This window comes from Streptomyces kebangsaanensis, assembly GCF_001906585.1.
Taxonomy (GTDB): Bacteria; Actinomycetota; Actinomycetes; order Streptomycetales; family Streptomycetaceae; genus Streptomyces; species Streptomyces kebangsaanensis.
Window position 1 is genome coordinate 62,718 of record NZ_JUJA01000085.1, and the last position, 15,900, is coordinate 78,617.

Genomic DNA, 15,900 nt, shown 5'->3' on the forward strand with positions numbered 1-15,900 from the left:
CTGGCGGATCGGGGACCGGCCGGGACGGGACACCAAGCGGGCGAGGTCCTGGCTCGGGGAGGACCTGGACGCCCTGGAGGAGTTCACCCAGGGCTACGAGGGTGCGCTGAAGGTGCAGGCGGTGGGGCCGTGGACGCTCGCCGCCGGCCTGGAGCTCAGGAACGGCGAGGCGGCCCTCTCCGACCCCGGGGCCTGCCGGGACCTGGCCGCCTCGCTCGCCGAGGGGCTGCGGCTCCATCTCGCGGAGGTGCGGCGGCGCGTTCCCGGCGCCCGGCTCGTCCTCCAGCTCGACGAGCCGTCCCTGACCGCCGTTCTGCGCGGGCAGGTGAGGACCGCCAGCGGCTACCGGACCCACCGCGCCGTCGACCGGCAGGTCGTGGAGGCCACGCTCCGGGACGTCCTCGGGGTGCAGACCGAGGGTCCGGTCGTGGTGCACTCCTGCGCGCCGGACGTGCCGCTCGCCCTGCTGCGCCGGGCGGGCGCCGCGGCGGTCTCCCTCGACGTCTCGCTCCTCACCGAGCGTGACGACGAGGCGATCGGGGAAGCGGTGGAGGCGGGTACCCGGCTCTTCGCGGGCGTCGTGCCCGGCACGGACGGCCCGTTGTCGGACCCTGCCGGTAGCGTCATGGGGGTCAGGACGTTGTGGCGCAGGCTGGGGCTGGAACCGGGGCTTCTCGCCGAGACGGTCACGGTCACTCCGGCGTGCGGACTCGCGGGTGCTTCCCCCGCCTACGCACGCCGGGCGCTCGCCCACTGCGTCCAGGCGGCGAGATCCCTCGCGGACAACCCAGAGTAACGGGAGGACAACACGGTGGCCGGCGACAAGCAGCAGGCGGAGACAGGGGTGCCCGCAGGGGCACGGGAGAAGCACGCGCAGCTCGCGGAGCAGGTCGAGGAGCACCGCTTCCGGTACTACGTCAAGGACGCCCCCGTCATCAGCGACGCCGAGTTCGACCAGCTCCTGCGCTCCCTGGAGGAGTTGGAGGAGGAGTACCCGGAGCTGCGCACGCCCGACTCGCCCACCCAGAAGGTCGCCGGTTCCTACGAGACGGAGTTCACCGCCGTCGAGCACCGGCAGCGGATGCTCTCCCTGGACAACACGTTCAACGACGCCGACCTCGCCGCCTGGACCGACCGCATCGCCAAGGAGCTGGGCAGCCAGGAGTACCACTTCCTGTGCGAGCTCAAGGTCGACGGACTCGCCGTCAACCTCACCTACGAGCACGGCCGGCTCACGCGCGCGGCGACCCGCGGCGACGGCCGCACCGGCGAGGACATCACGCCCAACGTCCGGACCATCGCGGAGATCCCGGACCGGCTGAAGGGCGACCGCGTCCCGGACCTCGTGGAGATCCGCGGCGAGGTCTACTTCCCGATGGAGAAGTTCGAGGGGCTCAACCGCCGTCTGGTCGAGGCCGGTGACAAGCCGTTCGCCAACCCGCGCAACGCGGCGGCGGGTTCACTGCGCCAGAAGGACCCCCGGGTCACCGCCACCCGGCCGCTGCACATGGTGGTGCACGGCATCGGCGCCCTGGAGGGCTTCAAGGGCATCGACCGCCTCTCCCACGCCTACGACCTGCTGCACGCCTGGGGCCTGCCCACCTCCCGGCACAACAAGGTGGTCGACGACCTGGAAGGCATCCGGGAGTTCATCGCGTACTACGGCGAGAACCGGCACTCGGTGGAGCACGAGATCGACGGAGTGGTCGTCAAGCTCGACGAGATCCGCCTCCAGGGCCGGCTGGGCTCCACGGCACGCGCGCCGCGCTGGGCGATCGCGTACAAGTACGCGCCCGAAGAGGTCAACACCAAGCTGATCGACATCAAGGTGGGCGTCGGCCGCACCGGCCGGGTCACGCCGTACGCGCAGGTCGAGCCGGTCACGGTGGCCGGCTCCGAGGTCGAGTTCGCCACCCTGCACAACCAGGACGTGGTCAAGGCCAAGGGTGTGCTCATCGGCGACACGGTGGTGCTGCGCAAGGCCGGTGACGTCATCCCGGAGATCCTCGGTCCGGTCGTCGACCTGCGCGACGGCGGTGAACGGGAGTTCGTGATGCCGTCACACTGCCCCGAGTGCGGTACGCGGCTCAAGCCGATGAAGGAGGGCGACGTGGACCTGCGCTGTCCCAACGCCCGTACGTGCCCGGCCCAGTTGCGGGAGCGGGTCTCCTACCTCGCGGGCCGGGAGAGCCTGGACATCGAGCACTTCGGCGAGGTGGCGGCGGCCGCGCTCACCCGCCCGCTGGAGCCGGCCGACCCGCCGCTCGTCGACGAGGGCGACCTGTTCGATCTCACGGTGGAGAAGCTGCTGCCCATCAAGGCCTACGTCCTCGATCCGGACAGCGGGCTGCCCAAGCGCGACCCGAAGACGGGCGAGGAGAAGGTCGTCACCGTCTTCGCCAACCAGAAGGGCGAGCCGAAGAAGAACACCCTGGCGCTGTTGCGGAACATCGAGGCGGCCAAGGACCGCCCGCTGGCCCGCTTCCTGAACGGACTTTCCATCCGCCACGTCGGACCGGTCGCCGCCCAGGCCCTGGCCCGCGAGTTCCGCTCCATCGACCGCATCGAGCAGGCCGGCGAGGAGGAGTTGGCGAACACCGACGGCGTGGGACCGATCATCGCCGCCGCGGTGAAGGAGTGGTTCGCCGAGGACTGGCACCGGGAGATCGTCCGCAAGTGGAAGGCCGCCGGGGTGCCGCTGGAGGACGAGAGCACCGGTGAGGACGAGGGGCCACGCCCGCTCGAAGGCCTGACGGTCGTGGTCACCGGCACCCTCGACAAGTTCACCCGGGACGGCGCCAAGGAGGCGCTGCAGAGCCGGGGAGCGAAGGTGACCGGTTCGGTTTCGAAGAAGACTTCCTTTGTGGTCGCAGGCGACAATCCCGGTTCGAAATACGACAAAGCGATGCAGCTCAAAGTTCCGGTCCTCAACGAGGACGGTTTCGGCGTCCTGTTGGAGCAGGGCCCGGACGCGGCGGCCGAAGTCGCGCTTCCGACCGGCGAGTAGTGGTTGAAGTCCCCCCGTTCGGCGCATACCAGATGCATACGGGTGGCCGGGGCGCATTCGGGCAACCGTCGACGACCGCTGCCCGTGAAAGGCTTCTGCGGCCTACTGTTGAGGTGTGCGCCTGCCATGCCCAGCTGCGGTCGGGGCATCCCCGTGCTCGCCATGAGCACGGGGAAGGGTTTTCCAGCGCGGTGCCGCCCCGTGGTCGTCGGGCAGCGGACCGCGTGGCGTGGGCACCGCCGGCTGTGAGAGGGACGGGAATGGAACCGACGGAGAGCGCCGCCCCGCACTCACGGCTGCGCCGACTGGCCGACGCCTGGCGGGGGATCCGGGGGCGGACACCGGAACGGCCGGGCGCGAAGGAACGCTCCGGCTACGTCGCCGGACAGTACACCGCGACGGAACTCCGCGCCCCCGTACCGCCGGCCGTCGGACACGCCTCCGGACTGCCGGGTGCCGAACCCGAACAGCACCGGTTCCGGCCCACATTGCCGGCGGTGGTCGTCACCGCGGCCGCCCTCGCCCTGGGCGCCGGCTCCTGCATGGCACTCACCGGCGGCCACGCGCTCTTCCCGTCCGGCACCGTCGGCTGGTCCCTGGCCGTGCTCACCGGCGTCATCGTCGGTCACCTGGTCATGCTCGGCCGGGCCCGCTGGTGGGGCGGCACCGGCTCCGGCACCGCCCTCACCCTCGCCGTGCTGCTGCTCCACGGCTGGGTGCCCGCCGGCATGGTCAGCCTCACCGTCGTCGTCCTGGTCGGCATAGCCCGCCGCCACCGCTGGCGCCAGGGCGTCGTACACGGCGCGGTGGACATCCTCGGCATCGGCGCCGGCGCCCTGGTGCTGGGCGCCCTCGGCCGCGTACCGACCGTGGAGCGCCCGTGGAACCCGGACGGCTGGACCGCGTACACCGCCCTGCAGGTGGTGCTGGTCGCCGCCGCCTACCTCGCGGTCACCCGCACCCTGCTGTGGTTCCTGCACATCTCCCGCACCGCCGGAGTGCCCACGGTCGCCCGCACCGCCCTGGTCAGACAGGGCCTGGTCGCCGTCGCCCTGCTCGGCATCGCCCCGCTGATCTGCGTCGTCGCCGTGGCCGAACCCGTCCTGCTGCCGCTGTTCGCCATCCCGCTCATCGCGCTGGACTCCACCCTGTGGATGGCCCGCGCCCGGGCCGAGGAGCAGTTGCGCGACCCGCTGACCGGGCTGCCCAACCGGCAGTGGCTGCTGGAGCGCATCTGGACCGCCCTGGACGAGGCCGAACGCATCGACGCCCGGTCCGCCCTGATGCTGATCGACCTGGACCGTTTCCGCTCGGTCAACGACACGCTCGGCCATCTCGCCGGGGACCGGCTGCTGCTGCAGATCGCCGACCGGCTGCGCCAGGCGCTGCCGCGCGGAGCGGAGGCCGCGCGGCTCGGCGGCGACGAGTTCGCCGTGCTGCTGCCGGTCGCCGACTCCACGACGTCCGCGACCCGCGTCGCGCGCGCCCTGGTCACCGCCCTCAGCTCCCCGCTCGACCTCGACGGGCTCACCCTCGTCCTGGAGGCCAGCGCCGGGGTCGCCGTCTTCCCCGACCACGCCCTGGACGCCGAGGGCATGCTGCGCCGGGCGGACGTGGCGATGTACCAGGCCAAGCGGGACCGCACGGGAGTGGAGGTCTACGAGTCCAAGCGGGACTCCAACACCCCCGACCGGCTGGGGCTGCTGGGCGACCTGCGCCGGGCCCTGGACGCCCACGAGGTCCAGCTGCACTACCAGCCCAAGGTCCGCTTCGACGGGCAGGTCGCGGGCCTGGAGGCGCTGGTGCGCTGGGTCCACCCCGAGCGCGGCAAGGTGCCGCCGGACGAGTTCATAGCGATCGCCGAGTCCTCCGGGCTGATGCCCCACCTGACGGACTACGTGCTGGAGACCGCGCTCGAACAGGTCGCCCGGTGGCGGGCGCAGGGCCTGTACGTACCGGTCGCGGTCAACGTCTCCCCGCGCGACGTGCACGTCCCCGGCTTCGCCGGCTCGGTGGCCGCCCGGCTGGCCCGGCACGGCGTCCCGGCCGGAGCGCTGCAACTGGAGATAACCGAGCACGTCCTGCTGGAGGACCCGCAGCGGGCCGCCGACACCCTGCACGCCCTGACCGGGCACGGCGTGAAGATGTCGCTGGACGACTTCGGCACCGGGTACTCCTCGCTGGTGCACCTGCGGCGGCTGCCGGTGAGCGAGCTGAAGATCGACCGCTCGTTCGTGGCCCGGCTGGCGGTCGACACCGAGGACGCCGAGATCGTGCGCTGCACCGTCGACCTCGCGCACTCCCTCGGCCTGCTCGTCGTCGCGGAGGGCGTCGAGGACGACGAGACCTGGGAGCGGCTGCGGGACCTGGGCTGCGACGCCGTACAGGGCTGGCTCGTCGCCGCCGCGATGCCCCCGGAGGAGACCACGGCGTGGCTGCGGGCGCGGGGGTCGCGCGGCTGGGTGCGCCCCGCCGCCGCGCTGCCCGCGGCGGCGGCCGACGAGTGAGCCGACCGTTTCACAGGTAGTGGTCCCGGCCCCCTAGGATTGGGCCCAAACCACACACACTCACCAGAGGAACGCTGCATGCCTGGCATCACGCGCGAGGAGGTCGCCCACCTCGCCCGGCTGGCGCGTCTGGAGCTGAAGCCCGAAGAGCTCGACCACTTCGCGGGACAGCTGGACGACATCATCGGCGCGGTGGCCCGCGTCAGCGAGGTCGCCGACCAAGACGTACCGCCGACCTCCCACCCGCTGCCGCTGACCAACGTCATGCGCGCGGACGAGGTCCGTCCGTCGCTCACCCCCGAGCAGGCGCTCTCCGGAGCCCCGGCCCAGGAGCAGCAGCGTTTCAAGGTGCCGCAGATCCTGGGGGAGGAGTAAGCAATCATGACGGACATCATCAGGCTCACCGCCGCCGAGACCGCCGAGAAGATCGCCTCCGGCGAGCTCACGGCCGTCGAGGTCACCGAAGCCCACCTCGCCCGGATCGAGGCCGTCGACGAGAAGGTGCACGCCTTCCTGCACGTCGACCGCGAGGGCGCCCTCGCCCAGGCCCGCGCCGTCGACGAGAAGCGCGAGCGCGGGGAGAAGCTGGGCCCGCTGGCCGGCGTTCCCCTCGCGCTGAAGGACATCTTCACCACCGAGGGCGTGCCGACCACCGTCGGCTCCAAGGTCCTCGAGGGCTGGATCCCGCCGTACGACGCGACCCTCACCCAGCGGCTCAAGGCCGCCGACGTGGTGATCCTCGGCAAGACCAACATGGACGAGTTCGCCATGGGGTCCTCCACCGAGAACAGCGCCTACGGCCCGACCGGCAACCCCTGGGACCTCACCAGGATCCCCGGCGGCTCCGGCGGCGGGTCGAGCGCCGCGCTCGCCTCCTTCCAGGCCCCGCTCGCCATCGGCACCGACACCGGCGGCTCCATCCGCCAGCCGGCCGCCGTCACCGGCACGGTCGGCGTGAAGCCGACGTACGGCGCGGTCTCCCGCTACGGCATGGTCGCCTTCTCGTCCTCCCTCGACCAGGGCGGCCCCTGCGCCCGCACGGTCCTGGACGCGGCCCTGCTGCACGAGGTGATCGCCGGGCACGACCCGCTCGACTCCACCTCCATCGACGAGCCGGTCCCGCCGGTCGTCGAGGCCGCCCGCAACGGCAGCGTCGAGGGCATGCGCGTCGGCGTCGTCAAGCAGTTCCGCGGCGAGGGCTACCAGGCCGGCGTCGTCCAGCGCTTCGACGAGGCCGTGGAGCTGCTGAAGGAGCTGGGCGCCGAGATCGTCGAGCTGGACTGCCCGTCCTTCGACCTGGCCCTGTCGGCGTACTACCTGATCGCGCCGTCCGAGTGCTCCTCCAACCTGGCCCGCTTCGACGGCCTGCGCTACGGTCTGCGCGCCGGCGACGACGGCAGCCGCTCCGCCGAGGAGGTCACCTCCCTCACCCGTGAGGAGGGCTTCGGCGCGGAGGTCAAGCGCCGGATCATGCTGGGTACGTACGCGCTGAGCTCCGGCTACTACGACGCGTACTACGGCAGCGCCCAGAAGGTCCGCACCCTCATCAAGCAGGACTTCGACAAGGCGTTCGAGCAGGTCGACGTGATCGTCTCCCCGACGACCCCGACCACCGCCTTCGCGATCGGCGAGCGCGCCGACGACCCGATGGCGATGTACCTCGCCGACCTGTGCACCATCCCGACCAACCTGGCGGGCAACGCGGCCATGTCCCTGCCCTGCGGTCTCGCCCCCGAGGACAACCTCCCGGTCGGCCTGCAGATCATCGCCCCGGTGATGAAGGACGACCGCCTGTACAAGGTGGGTGCCGCCGTCGAGGCCGCCTTCGTGGAAAAGTGGGGGCATCCGCTGCTCGAGGAGGCTCCGTCGCTGTGAGCAAGGCACTGCAGAAGGCCAAGGGCTTCAAGAAGTCCAAGTCCGGTACGTACCTGTCCATGGCCACCACCGCGTTCGGCGCGTTCGGTGTCGCCAAGCAGATCAAGAAGGCCCGCGTCGAACACGACACGCTGCGTCTGATCGACGCCACCGTGTCCGCCGTCGCGATCGTCACCGGCCTCGCCATCCTCTACCGCGAGCTGAAGCGGCTGGGCGACGACGACGTCCTGCTGGGCTGAGAGGGAAGTTTTCACCGTGACCACCACGACCGACCTGGTGTCGTACGAGGACGCCCTGGCGTCGTACGACCCCGTCATGGGCCTCGAGGTCCATGTCGAACTCGGCACCAAGACCAAGATGTTCTGCGGCTGTTCGACCGGGCTCGGCGCCGACCCGAACACCCAGACCTGCCCGGTCTGCCTCGGCCTGCCCGGCGCGCTCCCGGTCGTCAACGCGACCGGCGTGGAGTCCGCCATCAAGATCGGTCTCGCGCTGAACTGCGAGATCGCCGAGTGGTGCCGCTTCGCCCGGAAGAACTACTTCTATCCGGACATGCCGAAGAACTTCCAGACCTCCCAGTACGACGAGCCGATCGCCTTCGACGGCTACCTCGACGTCCAGCTGGAGGACGGCGAGGTCTTCCGCGTGGAGATCGAGCGCGCCCACATGGAGGAGGACACCGGCAAGTCCACCCACGTGGGCGGCGCCACCGGCCGTATCCACGGCGCGTCCCACTCCCTGCTGGACTACAACCGCGCCGGCATCCCGCTGATCGAGATCGTCACCAAGCCGATCACCGGTGCCGGCGAGCGCGCCCCCGAGGTCGCCAAGGCGTACGTCCGTGAGCTGCGCGAGCTCATCCGGGCTCTCGGCGTGTCCGAGGCCCGGATGGAGATGGGCCAGATGCGCTGTGACGTGAACCTGTCGCTGATGCCCAAGGGCGCCGACAAGTTCGGCACGCGCTCGGAGACGAAGAACGTCAACTCGCTCCGGTCCGTCGAGCGCGCGGCCCGCTACGAGATCCAGCGCCACGCCGCCGTGCTCTCCGGCGGCGGCACGGTGATCCAGGAGACCCGCCACTTCCACGAGGACACTGGGTCGACGACCTCGGGCCGGGTGAAGGAGGAGGCCGAGGACTACCGGTACTTCCCGGAGCCGGACCTGGTGCCGGTGGCCCCGTCGCGCGAGTGGGTCGAGGAGATCCGCGCCGTGCTGCCGGAGCTGCCGCTGGTGCGCCGCAACCGGCTCCGCGAGGAGTGGGCGATCTCGGCCACCGACATGCAGGCGATCCTCAACGCCGGCGCACTGGACCCGATCGTCGCCACGATCGAGGCCGGTGCCGACGCGGCCTCCGCCCGCAAGTGGTGGATGGGCGAGCTCGCCCGTGCCGCCAACGAGTCCGGCAAGGCCCTGGACGAGCTCGCGATCACGCCGGCGCAGGTCGCCCGGGTCACCGAGCTGGTCGCCAAGGGTGATCTGAACGACAAGCTGGCCCGCCAGGTCATCGAGGGCGTTCTCGCCGGCGAGGGCACCCCGGACGAGGTCGTCGACAAGCGCGGCCTGAAGGTCGTCTCCGACGAGGGCGCGCTGACCGCCGCCGTCGACGAGGCCATCGCCGGCAACCCGGCCGTCGCGGACAAGATCCGCGGTGGCAAGGTGGCCGCGGCCGGTGCCCTGGTCGGCGCGGTCATGAAGGCCACCCGCGGCCAGGCCGACGCGGCCCGCGTCAAGGAGCTGATCCTGCAGAAGCTGGGCGTCGGCGAGGGCTGAGCCGGCTCTCGCGCACCACGCCGCGGGGGGTGCACCGGATCCGGTGCACCCCCCGCGGCGTGCCGTCACAAGGGGCACGCCCAACCCCGCGTCAGGGCCGCCGGCCGCAGGCGCTACGCTCGCCCGCCATGAGTGGACGCGCCGATTCCGATACGCACCCCGAGATATCCGAGGCCGACGCCGTCCAGGCCGCCGCGGTGCGGGACGACGCCGACGACACCGAGGACGCGGAGGACAGAGCCGGGGACGAGGTCGAGAACGACGGCGAGGGCGGCAGAGAGGACGATGGCGAGGACGACGACGAGAGCGACGCCGAGGACGAGGAGGAGGACCCCGCCCAGGTCGCGCGCCGCGCCCGCTGGACCGCGTCCGGCGCCGGTGCGCTGCTGACGCTCGCCGGACTCGCCGCGGCGCTGCTGCGGCTCACCGGCCCGGCCCCCGCGCTCGTCCCGGCCGCCTACGCGATCGGTGCCGCCGTCTGCGCCCTCGCGGCCTTCCTCGGCTCCCGCGGCCGCACCCGGCGTGCGCTGTGGCTGCTGATCGCCGGGGTGATGGTGATGGCGCTCGGCGATCAGTTCGACTGAGTGGCCGGCTGCCCTGTGAATTGGGTCGCACTCATGTGAATAAAGCCACGAACGAGGCAAACGATCATATTTGCCTGCAAGAGTGGCTTCAGATTGCTCATGCGTTCTTTGCGGGCCGTTCCGATCATGGACGACTGTTCCCGGTCAAAGATCCACATACCCCCTGGGAGCACGTTCGTGGCAGCCCTAGCACGCTGGTGTGTCCGGCACCGCCTCGTCGTCGTACTGCTCTGGATCCTCGCCCTCGGCGGGGTCACCACGGCCGCCTCCGTCACCGGCTCGGCGTACTCCAACGACTACGAGGTCCCCGGCACCGAGTCGGGCCGCGCCACCCAGCTGCTCCGGGAGGGCTTCCCCGGACTCGGCGGCGACAGCGACACCGTCGTCTGGCACACCACGGCCGGCACCGTGCGCGCCGCCGACGTCGAGCAGACGATGACCCGCACCCTGGACCGGATCGCCGCCCTGCCCCAGGTGGCCTCCGTGACCAGCCCCTACAAGGGCCAGGGGGCGCACCAGGTCAGTCGCGACGGACACACCGCGTACGCCACGGTCACCTTCACCCACGAGGCCCAGGACATCACCGAGCCCGAGGCGCAGGCCGTGGTCTCGGCCGCCAAGGCCGCCGAGACCGACGGGCTCCAGGTGGAGCTCGGCGGCGGCGCGATCGGGGTCACGAAGGCCCCCGGCGGGCACCTCGCCGAGGTCGTCGGCGTGGCCGTGGCCGGGGCGGTGCTCCTGCTCGCGTTCGGCTCGCTCGCCGCCGCCCTGCTGCCCCTCGCCACCGCCCTGGTGAGCGTCGGCACCGCCCACGCCGCCATCGAGCTCCTCGGCCACACCATGACGGTCGCCGACTTCGCGCCCATGCTGGGCATGCTGATCGGGCTCGGCGTCGGCATCGACTACGCGCTGTTCATCGTCACCCGGCACCGGCGCGGACTGAAGCGCGGACTCGGCGTCACCGAGGCGGCCACGAACGCCGTCGCCACCACCGGACGGGCCGTCGTCTTCGCGGGTGCCACCGTTTGCATCGCCCTGCTCGGCATGCTGATCCTGCGGCTGGGCTTCCTCAACGGGGTGGCGGTCGCCGCCTCGGTGACCGTGGTCCTGACCGTCGCGGCCTCGGTGACCCTGCTGCCCGCCCTGCTGTCCTTCATCGGCCCGCGCGCCCTGAGCCGTCGCGAGCGGCGCCGGCTGGCCGAGAACGGTCCCGAACCGGAGCTGCCCACCGGGTTCGCCGCCCGCTGGTCGGCCTTCGTCGAACGCCACCCCAAGCTGCTCGGCGCCGTCGCCCTCGTCGTGATCACCGTGCTCGCCCTGCCCACGCTCTCCCTCCGCCTGGGCACCTCCGACCAGGGCAACGACCCCGGCACGGCCACCACCCGCAAGGCGTACGACCTCATAGCCGAGGGCTTCGGCCCCGGCGTCAACGGGCCGCTCACGCTGGTGACCCGCGTGGACGGGGCCGACGCCAGGCTCGCCCTCGACAACCTCGACGCCACCCTGCGCACCACCGAGGGCGTCGCCGCGGTGACCCCGGCGACCTACAACACCGGCGGCACCACCGCCTACCTGACCGTCGTCCCCGACTCCGCGCCCCAGTCGCAGCGCACCAGCGAGCTCGTCGACCGGCTGCGCACCGAGGTGCTGCCGCGCGCCCAGACCGGCACCTCGCTCGACCTGCAGGTCGGCGGGGTCACCGCCGGATACGACGACTTCGCCCAGGTGATCATCGGCAGACTGCCGCTGTTCGTCGGCGTGGTCGTCGGCCTCGGCTGCGTCCTGCTGCTGCTCGCCTTCCGGTCCGTCGGCATCCCCCTGAAGGCCGCCGCGATGAACGTCGCCGCCGTCGCCGCCGCCTTCGGGGTCGTCGTCGCGATCTTCCAGTGGGGCTGGGGCAGCGAGCTCCTGGGCCTCGGCCGGGCCGGACCCATCGAGCCCTTCCTTCCCGTGATCATGGTCTCGGTGCTCTTCGGGCTGTCCATGGACTACCAGGTCTTCCTGGTCAGCCGGATGTACGAGGAGTGGCTGGAGACCGGCGACAACCGGCGGGCCGTCCGCGTCGGCCTCGCCGAGACCAGCCGGGTGATCAACTCCGCCGCGGTCATCATGATCTCGGTCTTCCTCGCCTTCGTGCTCGGCGGCGACCGGGTGATCGCCATGTTCGGCATCGCGCTCGCCGCCGCCGTCGCCCTGGACGCGTTCGTCCTGCGCACCCTGCTCGTGCCCGCTCTGATGCACATGCTCGGCCGCGCCAACTGGTGGCTGCCGCGGCCACTGGACCGGGTGCTGCCCCGGATCAGCATCGAGCCGCCCGAGTGCCGCGCCGCCCATGAGAAGATCACGGACGTCGTGGAGGCACTGGCGAAGGAGCCACAGCAGGATGTACGCGATATCCCTGGGTGACGACGGAGCCGAACTGCGACCGCTGGAGCCCTGGCACGCCGCGGAGTTCCTCGCGCACCTGGACCGGGGGCGGGAGTTCATCACCCGGCACATCCCGTTCGGGGCGAACGCCACGGACCTCGGCTCCGCCCGCGCGACCCTGCAGGCGTACGCCGACAAGCGCGCCGCCGACAGCGGCTTCCTGCACGGGCTGTGGCTGGAGGGCAAGCTGGTCGGCGGGCTGCTGTTCCGCGTCTTCGACGCGGCGACCGGCACCTGCGAGATCGGCTGCTGGCTGGAGCCGGCCGGCACCGGACGGGGGCTCGTCACGCGCGGGGCGCGGGTGCTCGTCGACTGGGCGTTCGACGAGCGCGGCATGCACCGCGTGGAGTGGCACGCGTCGTCGGCCAACGAGGCGAGCGTCAAGGTGGCGCGGCGGCTGGGGATGATCCGCGAGGGCGTGCTCCGTGAGAGCTTCCCCTACCGGGGCGTACGCCAGGACACGGAGGTGTGGGCGGTCCTCGCCCCCGAGTGGCGCGAGGCACGCGCGTGTGGCGGCCGGTGACGGCCACCGGGTGCCTCACCAGGCTTCCCACAGTGCCTCACGGCCGTTCTGAGGACCCTCCGCACGCGTCTAAGGCCCCTGCGCCGCGGGAAGATGCGGAACTCTCCCGATGTGGCCGGCCCCCCTGGGAGAGGAAGGTGGAGGCATCGCCGGAAGCGATGCCGAAAACCACCTCTCACCAGGGAGACGTCATGTTCCACCTCGAGCTCCACCAGCAGCGCGTCACCGAGCTCTACCGCCGCGCCGAGCAGGACCGGCTGGTCCGCGAGGCCCTGAGCGCCCGCCGTGCCGCGCGCCGCACAGCCGCCCGGCGAACCCCCGAGGCGGAGCCTCATACCCACAGCCCCCGCCGGCACCGGTTCACCCACGCGGCATGAACGTGGTGGCGCGGACCGGGAAAACCGGTGCCGCGCCGTCGGACCCGCATGCGATGCTCGGGGCTGTGGAGAACAGGTCCGTCAGTCCGGTGTTCGTCGGCCGCGCCGACGAGTTGAGCACGTTGCACGACGCGCTCTCCCGCGCCACCGCGGGAGAGCCGCAGGCGTTGCTGCTCGGAGGTGAGGCGGGCGTCGGAAAGACCCGCCTGATCGAGGAGTTCGCCGGCGCCGCCGCCCGCCGGAGCGCCGTCGTGGCCCTCGGCGGCTGCGTGGAGATCGGCGCCGACGGGCTGCCGTTCGCCCCCTTCTCCACCGCCCTGCGCGCCCTGCGCCGCGAACTGCCCGACGAGTTCACCGCCGCGGCCGCCGGGCAGGAGGAGGAACTCGCCCGGCTGGTGCCCGAACTCGGCGAGCCTCCCGCCGCGCGGAGCACGGGCCGGTACGACGAGGAGGGCATGGCCCGCCTCTTCGAACTCACCGCCCGGCTGCTGGAGCGCGTCGCCGCCGACCACACCGTCGTCGTGGTCCTGGAGGACCTGCACTGGGCCGACGCCTCCACCCGGCACCTGCTCGCCTACCTCTTCCGCACCCTGCGCACCGGCCGCCTCCTGGTCCTGGCCACCTACCGTTCCGACGACGTCCACCGCCGCCACCCGCTGCGGCCCCTGCTCGCCGAACTCGACCGGCTGCGCACGGTCCGCCGCCTCGAGCTCGCCCGGTTCACCCGCCAGGAAGTGGGCCGTCAGATCGCCGGCATCCTGGCCACCGAACCGGACCCCGCCCAGGTCGACGAGATCTTCGAACGCTCCGACGGCAACGCCTTCTTCGTCGAGGAGCTCGCCGTCGCCGTCCACGAGCGCTGTTGCCCCGGTCTCCGCGCATCCCTGCGCGACCTGCTCCTCGTCCGGGTCGAGACGCTGCCCGAGCCCGCCCAGCGGATCGCCCGGATCGCCGCCGAGGGCGGGTCCACCGTCGAGCACCGACTGCTCGCCGCCGTGGCCCGGCTCGCCGAGGACGACCTCATCGAGGCGCTGCGGGACGCGGTGAACGCCAACATCCTGATCGCCGCCCGCACCGGCGACGGCTACCGCTTCCGGCACTCCCTGGTCCGCGAGGCCGTCAGCGACGACCTGCTGCCCGGCGAGCGCTCACGCCTGAACCGCCGTTACGCCGAGGCCCTGGAGGCCGACCCGACCCTCGTCCCCGCCGACCAGCGCGTCATGCGACTGGCCAGCTACTGGCACCACGCCCACGACCCGGCCAAGGCCCTGCCCGCCGTCCTCGACGCCTCCGTCGCGGCCCGCGCCCGGCACGCCTACAGCGAGCAACTGGGTCTGCTGGAGCGGGCGATGGAGCTGTGGGACGCCGCACCGCAGGACGTGCGCTCCAGGCTGCGCCTCGTCGACTACACCGTGACGTACTCCCCGTGCGGCTGCGACCCGGCGACCACCCCGCTGACCTACCTCGACCTGATGGCCGAGGCCGCCGTCGCCGGCCGCTTCTGCGGGGAGCGGGACCGCTCCATGAAAATCATCAAGCGGGCGCTACGTCTCCTGGAGGACGAGAACGACCCCCTGCGGGCCGCCTGGTTCTGGGTCCAGCGCTCCTGGCTGGCCCAGGCGAAGGCTCACGGCGACGGCTGGCGGGAACTGGGCACCGCGCAGGAGCTGGTGCGCGGACTGCCGCCGTCCGAGGTGCACGCCGAGGTGCTGGCCAACGTCGCCAACTGGTCCATGGTGCACGTGCCGGGTCCCGACGCCTTCTCCGCCGCCGAACGGGCCGTGGAGTACGCGCGCATGGTCGGTGCCCGCGAGATCGAGATGACCGCGCGGCTCACCCTCGGCAGCCTCATGGTCCAGGCCGGCGACGTCGAGGCGGGCCTCGCCGAGATGTACGAGGTCAACAGGCGCACCGTCGCCGACGGCATCGCCGCCGTCGCCGGCCGGTCCTACGTCAACCTGCCCTCCGAACTGGAGTCCGTCGGCCGCTCCCGCGAGGCCGTGCCGCTCATGGAGGAGGGGATCGCCTTCACCCGGCGCTTCGGCCTGCTGAACAGCGAGGCCTGGGTGTGGGGCAACCTCGCCGAGTCGCTGTTCACCCTGGGCCGCTGGGAGGAGGCCGCCGAGGCGGCGTCCCGGTCCCGGCACGTCGAGCAGAGTGCCAAGCCGCGCGGTTTGCACGCCCGGATCCGCGCCGAACTCGCCCTCGAACGCGGCGACCTCGCCGAAGCATCCGAGCAACTGGCAGGCGCCCGGGAGCACTTCGGCACCCACGACTGCGCTCCCCAGCACTCCCTGCCGTTGTCCCGCATCGCGATCGGCGTCGCCGCGGGCGAGGGCCGCCTGCTGGACGCCCGCGCCGAACTCCAGCGCGTCCTGGAGGCCGGCTTCCCGCCCGGCACCCAGTGCTACGGCTGGCCCCTGCTGCTGACCGCCGCCACCGTGGAGACCGGCGCGGCCGGACTGCCCGTCGCCGGCCCGGGACGCCCCGAGACCCTCGAACGCATCCGCCGGGCCGCCAAGTCGCTGGCCGCCAACGTGCCCGTCTGGCAGGCGTACGAACGCTGGGTGCGTGCCGAACTGCTGCGCGCCGAGGGCCACGGCCGGCCGGAGGACTGGGCGGAGATCGTCGCAGCCTTCGAGGCGCTGGAGCGTCCCTACGACCTCGCCCGCGTCCGCTGCCGCCTGGCCGAGGCGCTGCTCGCGGCCGACGAGGACCAGCGGGACCGCGCCACCGAACTGCTGCGTCTGGCCCACGCCGTCGCTGAGCACCTGCGCGCCCGCCCGCTCGTCGACTCCGTCGCCCTGCTCGCCCGCCGCGCCCGCCTCAC

12 protein-coding genes are annotated in these 15,900 nt (G+C 72.3%); all 12 read left to right on the forward strand.

Features of this window, described 5'->3' with window-relative positions; genetic code table 11:
- A partial coding sequence (locus tag RH94_RS12790; RefSeq protein ID WP_234425728.1) for a methionine synthase occupies positions 1-796 on the forward strand: 796 nt, incomplete at its 5' end.
- A 15-nt stretch (positions 797-811) separates the two neighbouring features.
- Entirely contained in the window at positions 812-3,007 is a 2,196-nt protein-coding gene (gene ligA, locus RH94_RS12795) for an NAD-dependent DNA ligase LigA (protein WP_073947730.1), read from the forward strand.
- A gap of 260 nt (positions 3,008-3,267) precedes the next feature.
- Positions 3,268-5,514 (forward strand): putative bifunctional diguanylate cyclase/phosphodiesterase, encoded by a 2,247-nt coding sequence (locus tag RH94_RS12800; protein ID WP_073947731.1) that lies wholly within the window; start codon positions 3,268-3,270, stop codon positions 5,512-5,514.
- A gap of 78 nt (positions 5,515-5,592) precedes the next feature.
- A complete protein-coding gene (gene gatC / locus RH94_RS12805; protein WP_006130840.1) occupies positions 5,593-5,889 on the forward strand; it encodes an Asp-tRNA(Asn)/Glu-tRNA(Gln) amidotransferase subunit GatC in 297 nt (98 codons plus the stop codon).
- Between the two features lie 6 nt (positions 5,890-5,895).
- Entirely contained in the window at positions 5,896-7,389 is a 1,494-nt protein-coding gene (gatA, locus tag RH94_RS12810) for an Asp-tRNA(Asn)/Glu-tRNA(Gln) amidotransferase subunit GatA (RefSeq protein ID WP_073947732.1), read from the forward strand.
- Positions 7,386-7,628: a hypothetical protein gene (locus tag RH94_RS12815; protein WP_073947733.1), complete on the forward strand. Its 243-nt coding sequence runs from the start codon at positions 7,386-7,388 to the stop codon at positions 7,626-7,628. Before gatA ends, RH94_RS12815 begins: the two co-directional genes overlap by 4 nt.
- Positions 7,629-7,644: 16 nt before the next feature.
- A complete protein-coding gene (gene gatB, locus RH94_RS12820; protein WP_073947734.1) occupies positions 7,645-9,159 on the forward strand; it encodes an Asp-tRNA(Asn)/Glu-tRNA(Gln) amidotransferase subunit GatB in 1,515 nt (504 codons plus the stop codon).
- 128 nt (positions 9,160-9,287) lie between these two features.
- Positions 9,288-9,743, forward strand: coding sequence for a hypothetical protein (locus RH94_RS12825; protein WP_073947735.1), 456 nt, complete (start codon positions 9,288-9,290; stop codon positions 9,741-9,743).
- A gap of 177 nt (positions 9,744-9,920) precedes the next feature.
- Positions 9,921-12,149: an MMPL family transporter gene (locus RH94_RS12830; protein ID WP_073947736.1), complete on the forward strand. Its 2,229-nt coding sequence runs from the start codon at positions 9,921-9,923 to the stop codon at positions 12,147-12,149.
- Complete coding sequence (locus RH94_RS12835; RefSeq protein WP_073947737.1) at positions 12,127-12,693, forward strand: GNAT family N-acetyltransferase; 567 nt, start codon at positions 12,127-12,129, stop codon at positions 12,691-12,693. The genes RH94_RS12830 and RH94_RS12835 overlap by 23 nt, the downstream gene beginning before the upstream one ends.
- Positions 12,694-12,884: 191 nt before the next feature.
- On the forward strand, positions 12,885-13,070 hold the full coding sequence (locus tag RH94_RS12840; protein WP_073947738.1) for a hypothetical protein: 186 nt from the start codon (positions 12,885-12,887) through the stop codon (positions 13,068-13,070).
- Between the two features lie 53 nt (positions 13,071-13,123).
- Positions 13,124-15,900: ATP-binding protein (locus RH94_RS12845; RefSeq protein ID WP_234425732.1), on the forward strand; the 2,777-nt coding region annotated here is incomplete at its 3' end.

Coding starts and splice junctions, on each gene's coding strand:
- RH94_RS12825 (WP_073947735.1), top strand. CDS start 9,288: ATGAGTGGACGCGCCGATTCCGATACGCACCCCGAGATATCCGAGGCC.
- gatA (WP_073947732.1), top strand. CDS start 5,896: ATGACGGACATCATCAGGCTCACCGCCGCCGAGACCGCCGAGAAGATC.
- gatC (WP_006130840.1), top strand. CDS start 5,593: ATGCCTGGCATCACGCGCGAGGAGGTCGCCCACCTCGCCCGGCTGGCG.
- RH94_RS12840 (WP_073947738.1), top strand. CDS start 12,885: ATGTTCCACCTCGAGCTCCACCAGCAGCGCGTCACCGAGCTCTACCGC.
- RH94_RS12800 (WP_073947731.1), top strand. CDS start 3,268: ATGGAACCGACGGAGAGCGCCGCCCCGCACTCACGGCTGCGCCGACTG.
- RH94_RS12835 (WP_073947737.1), top strand. CDS start 12,127: ATGTACGCGATATCCCTGGGTGACGACGGAGCCGAACTGCGACCGCTG.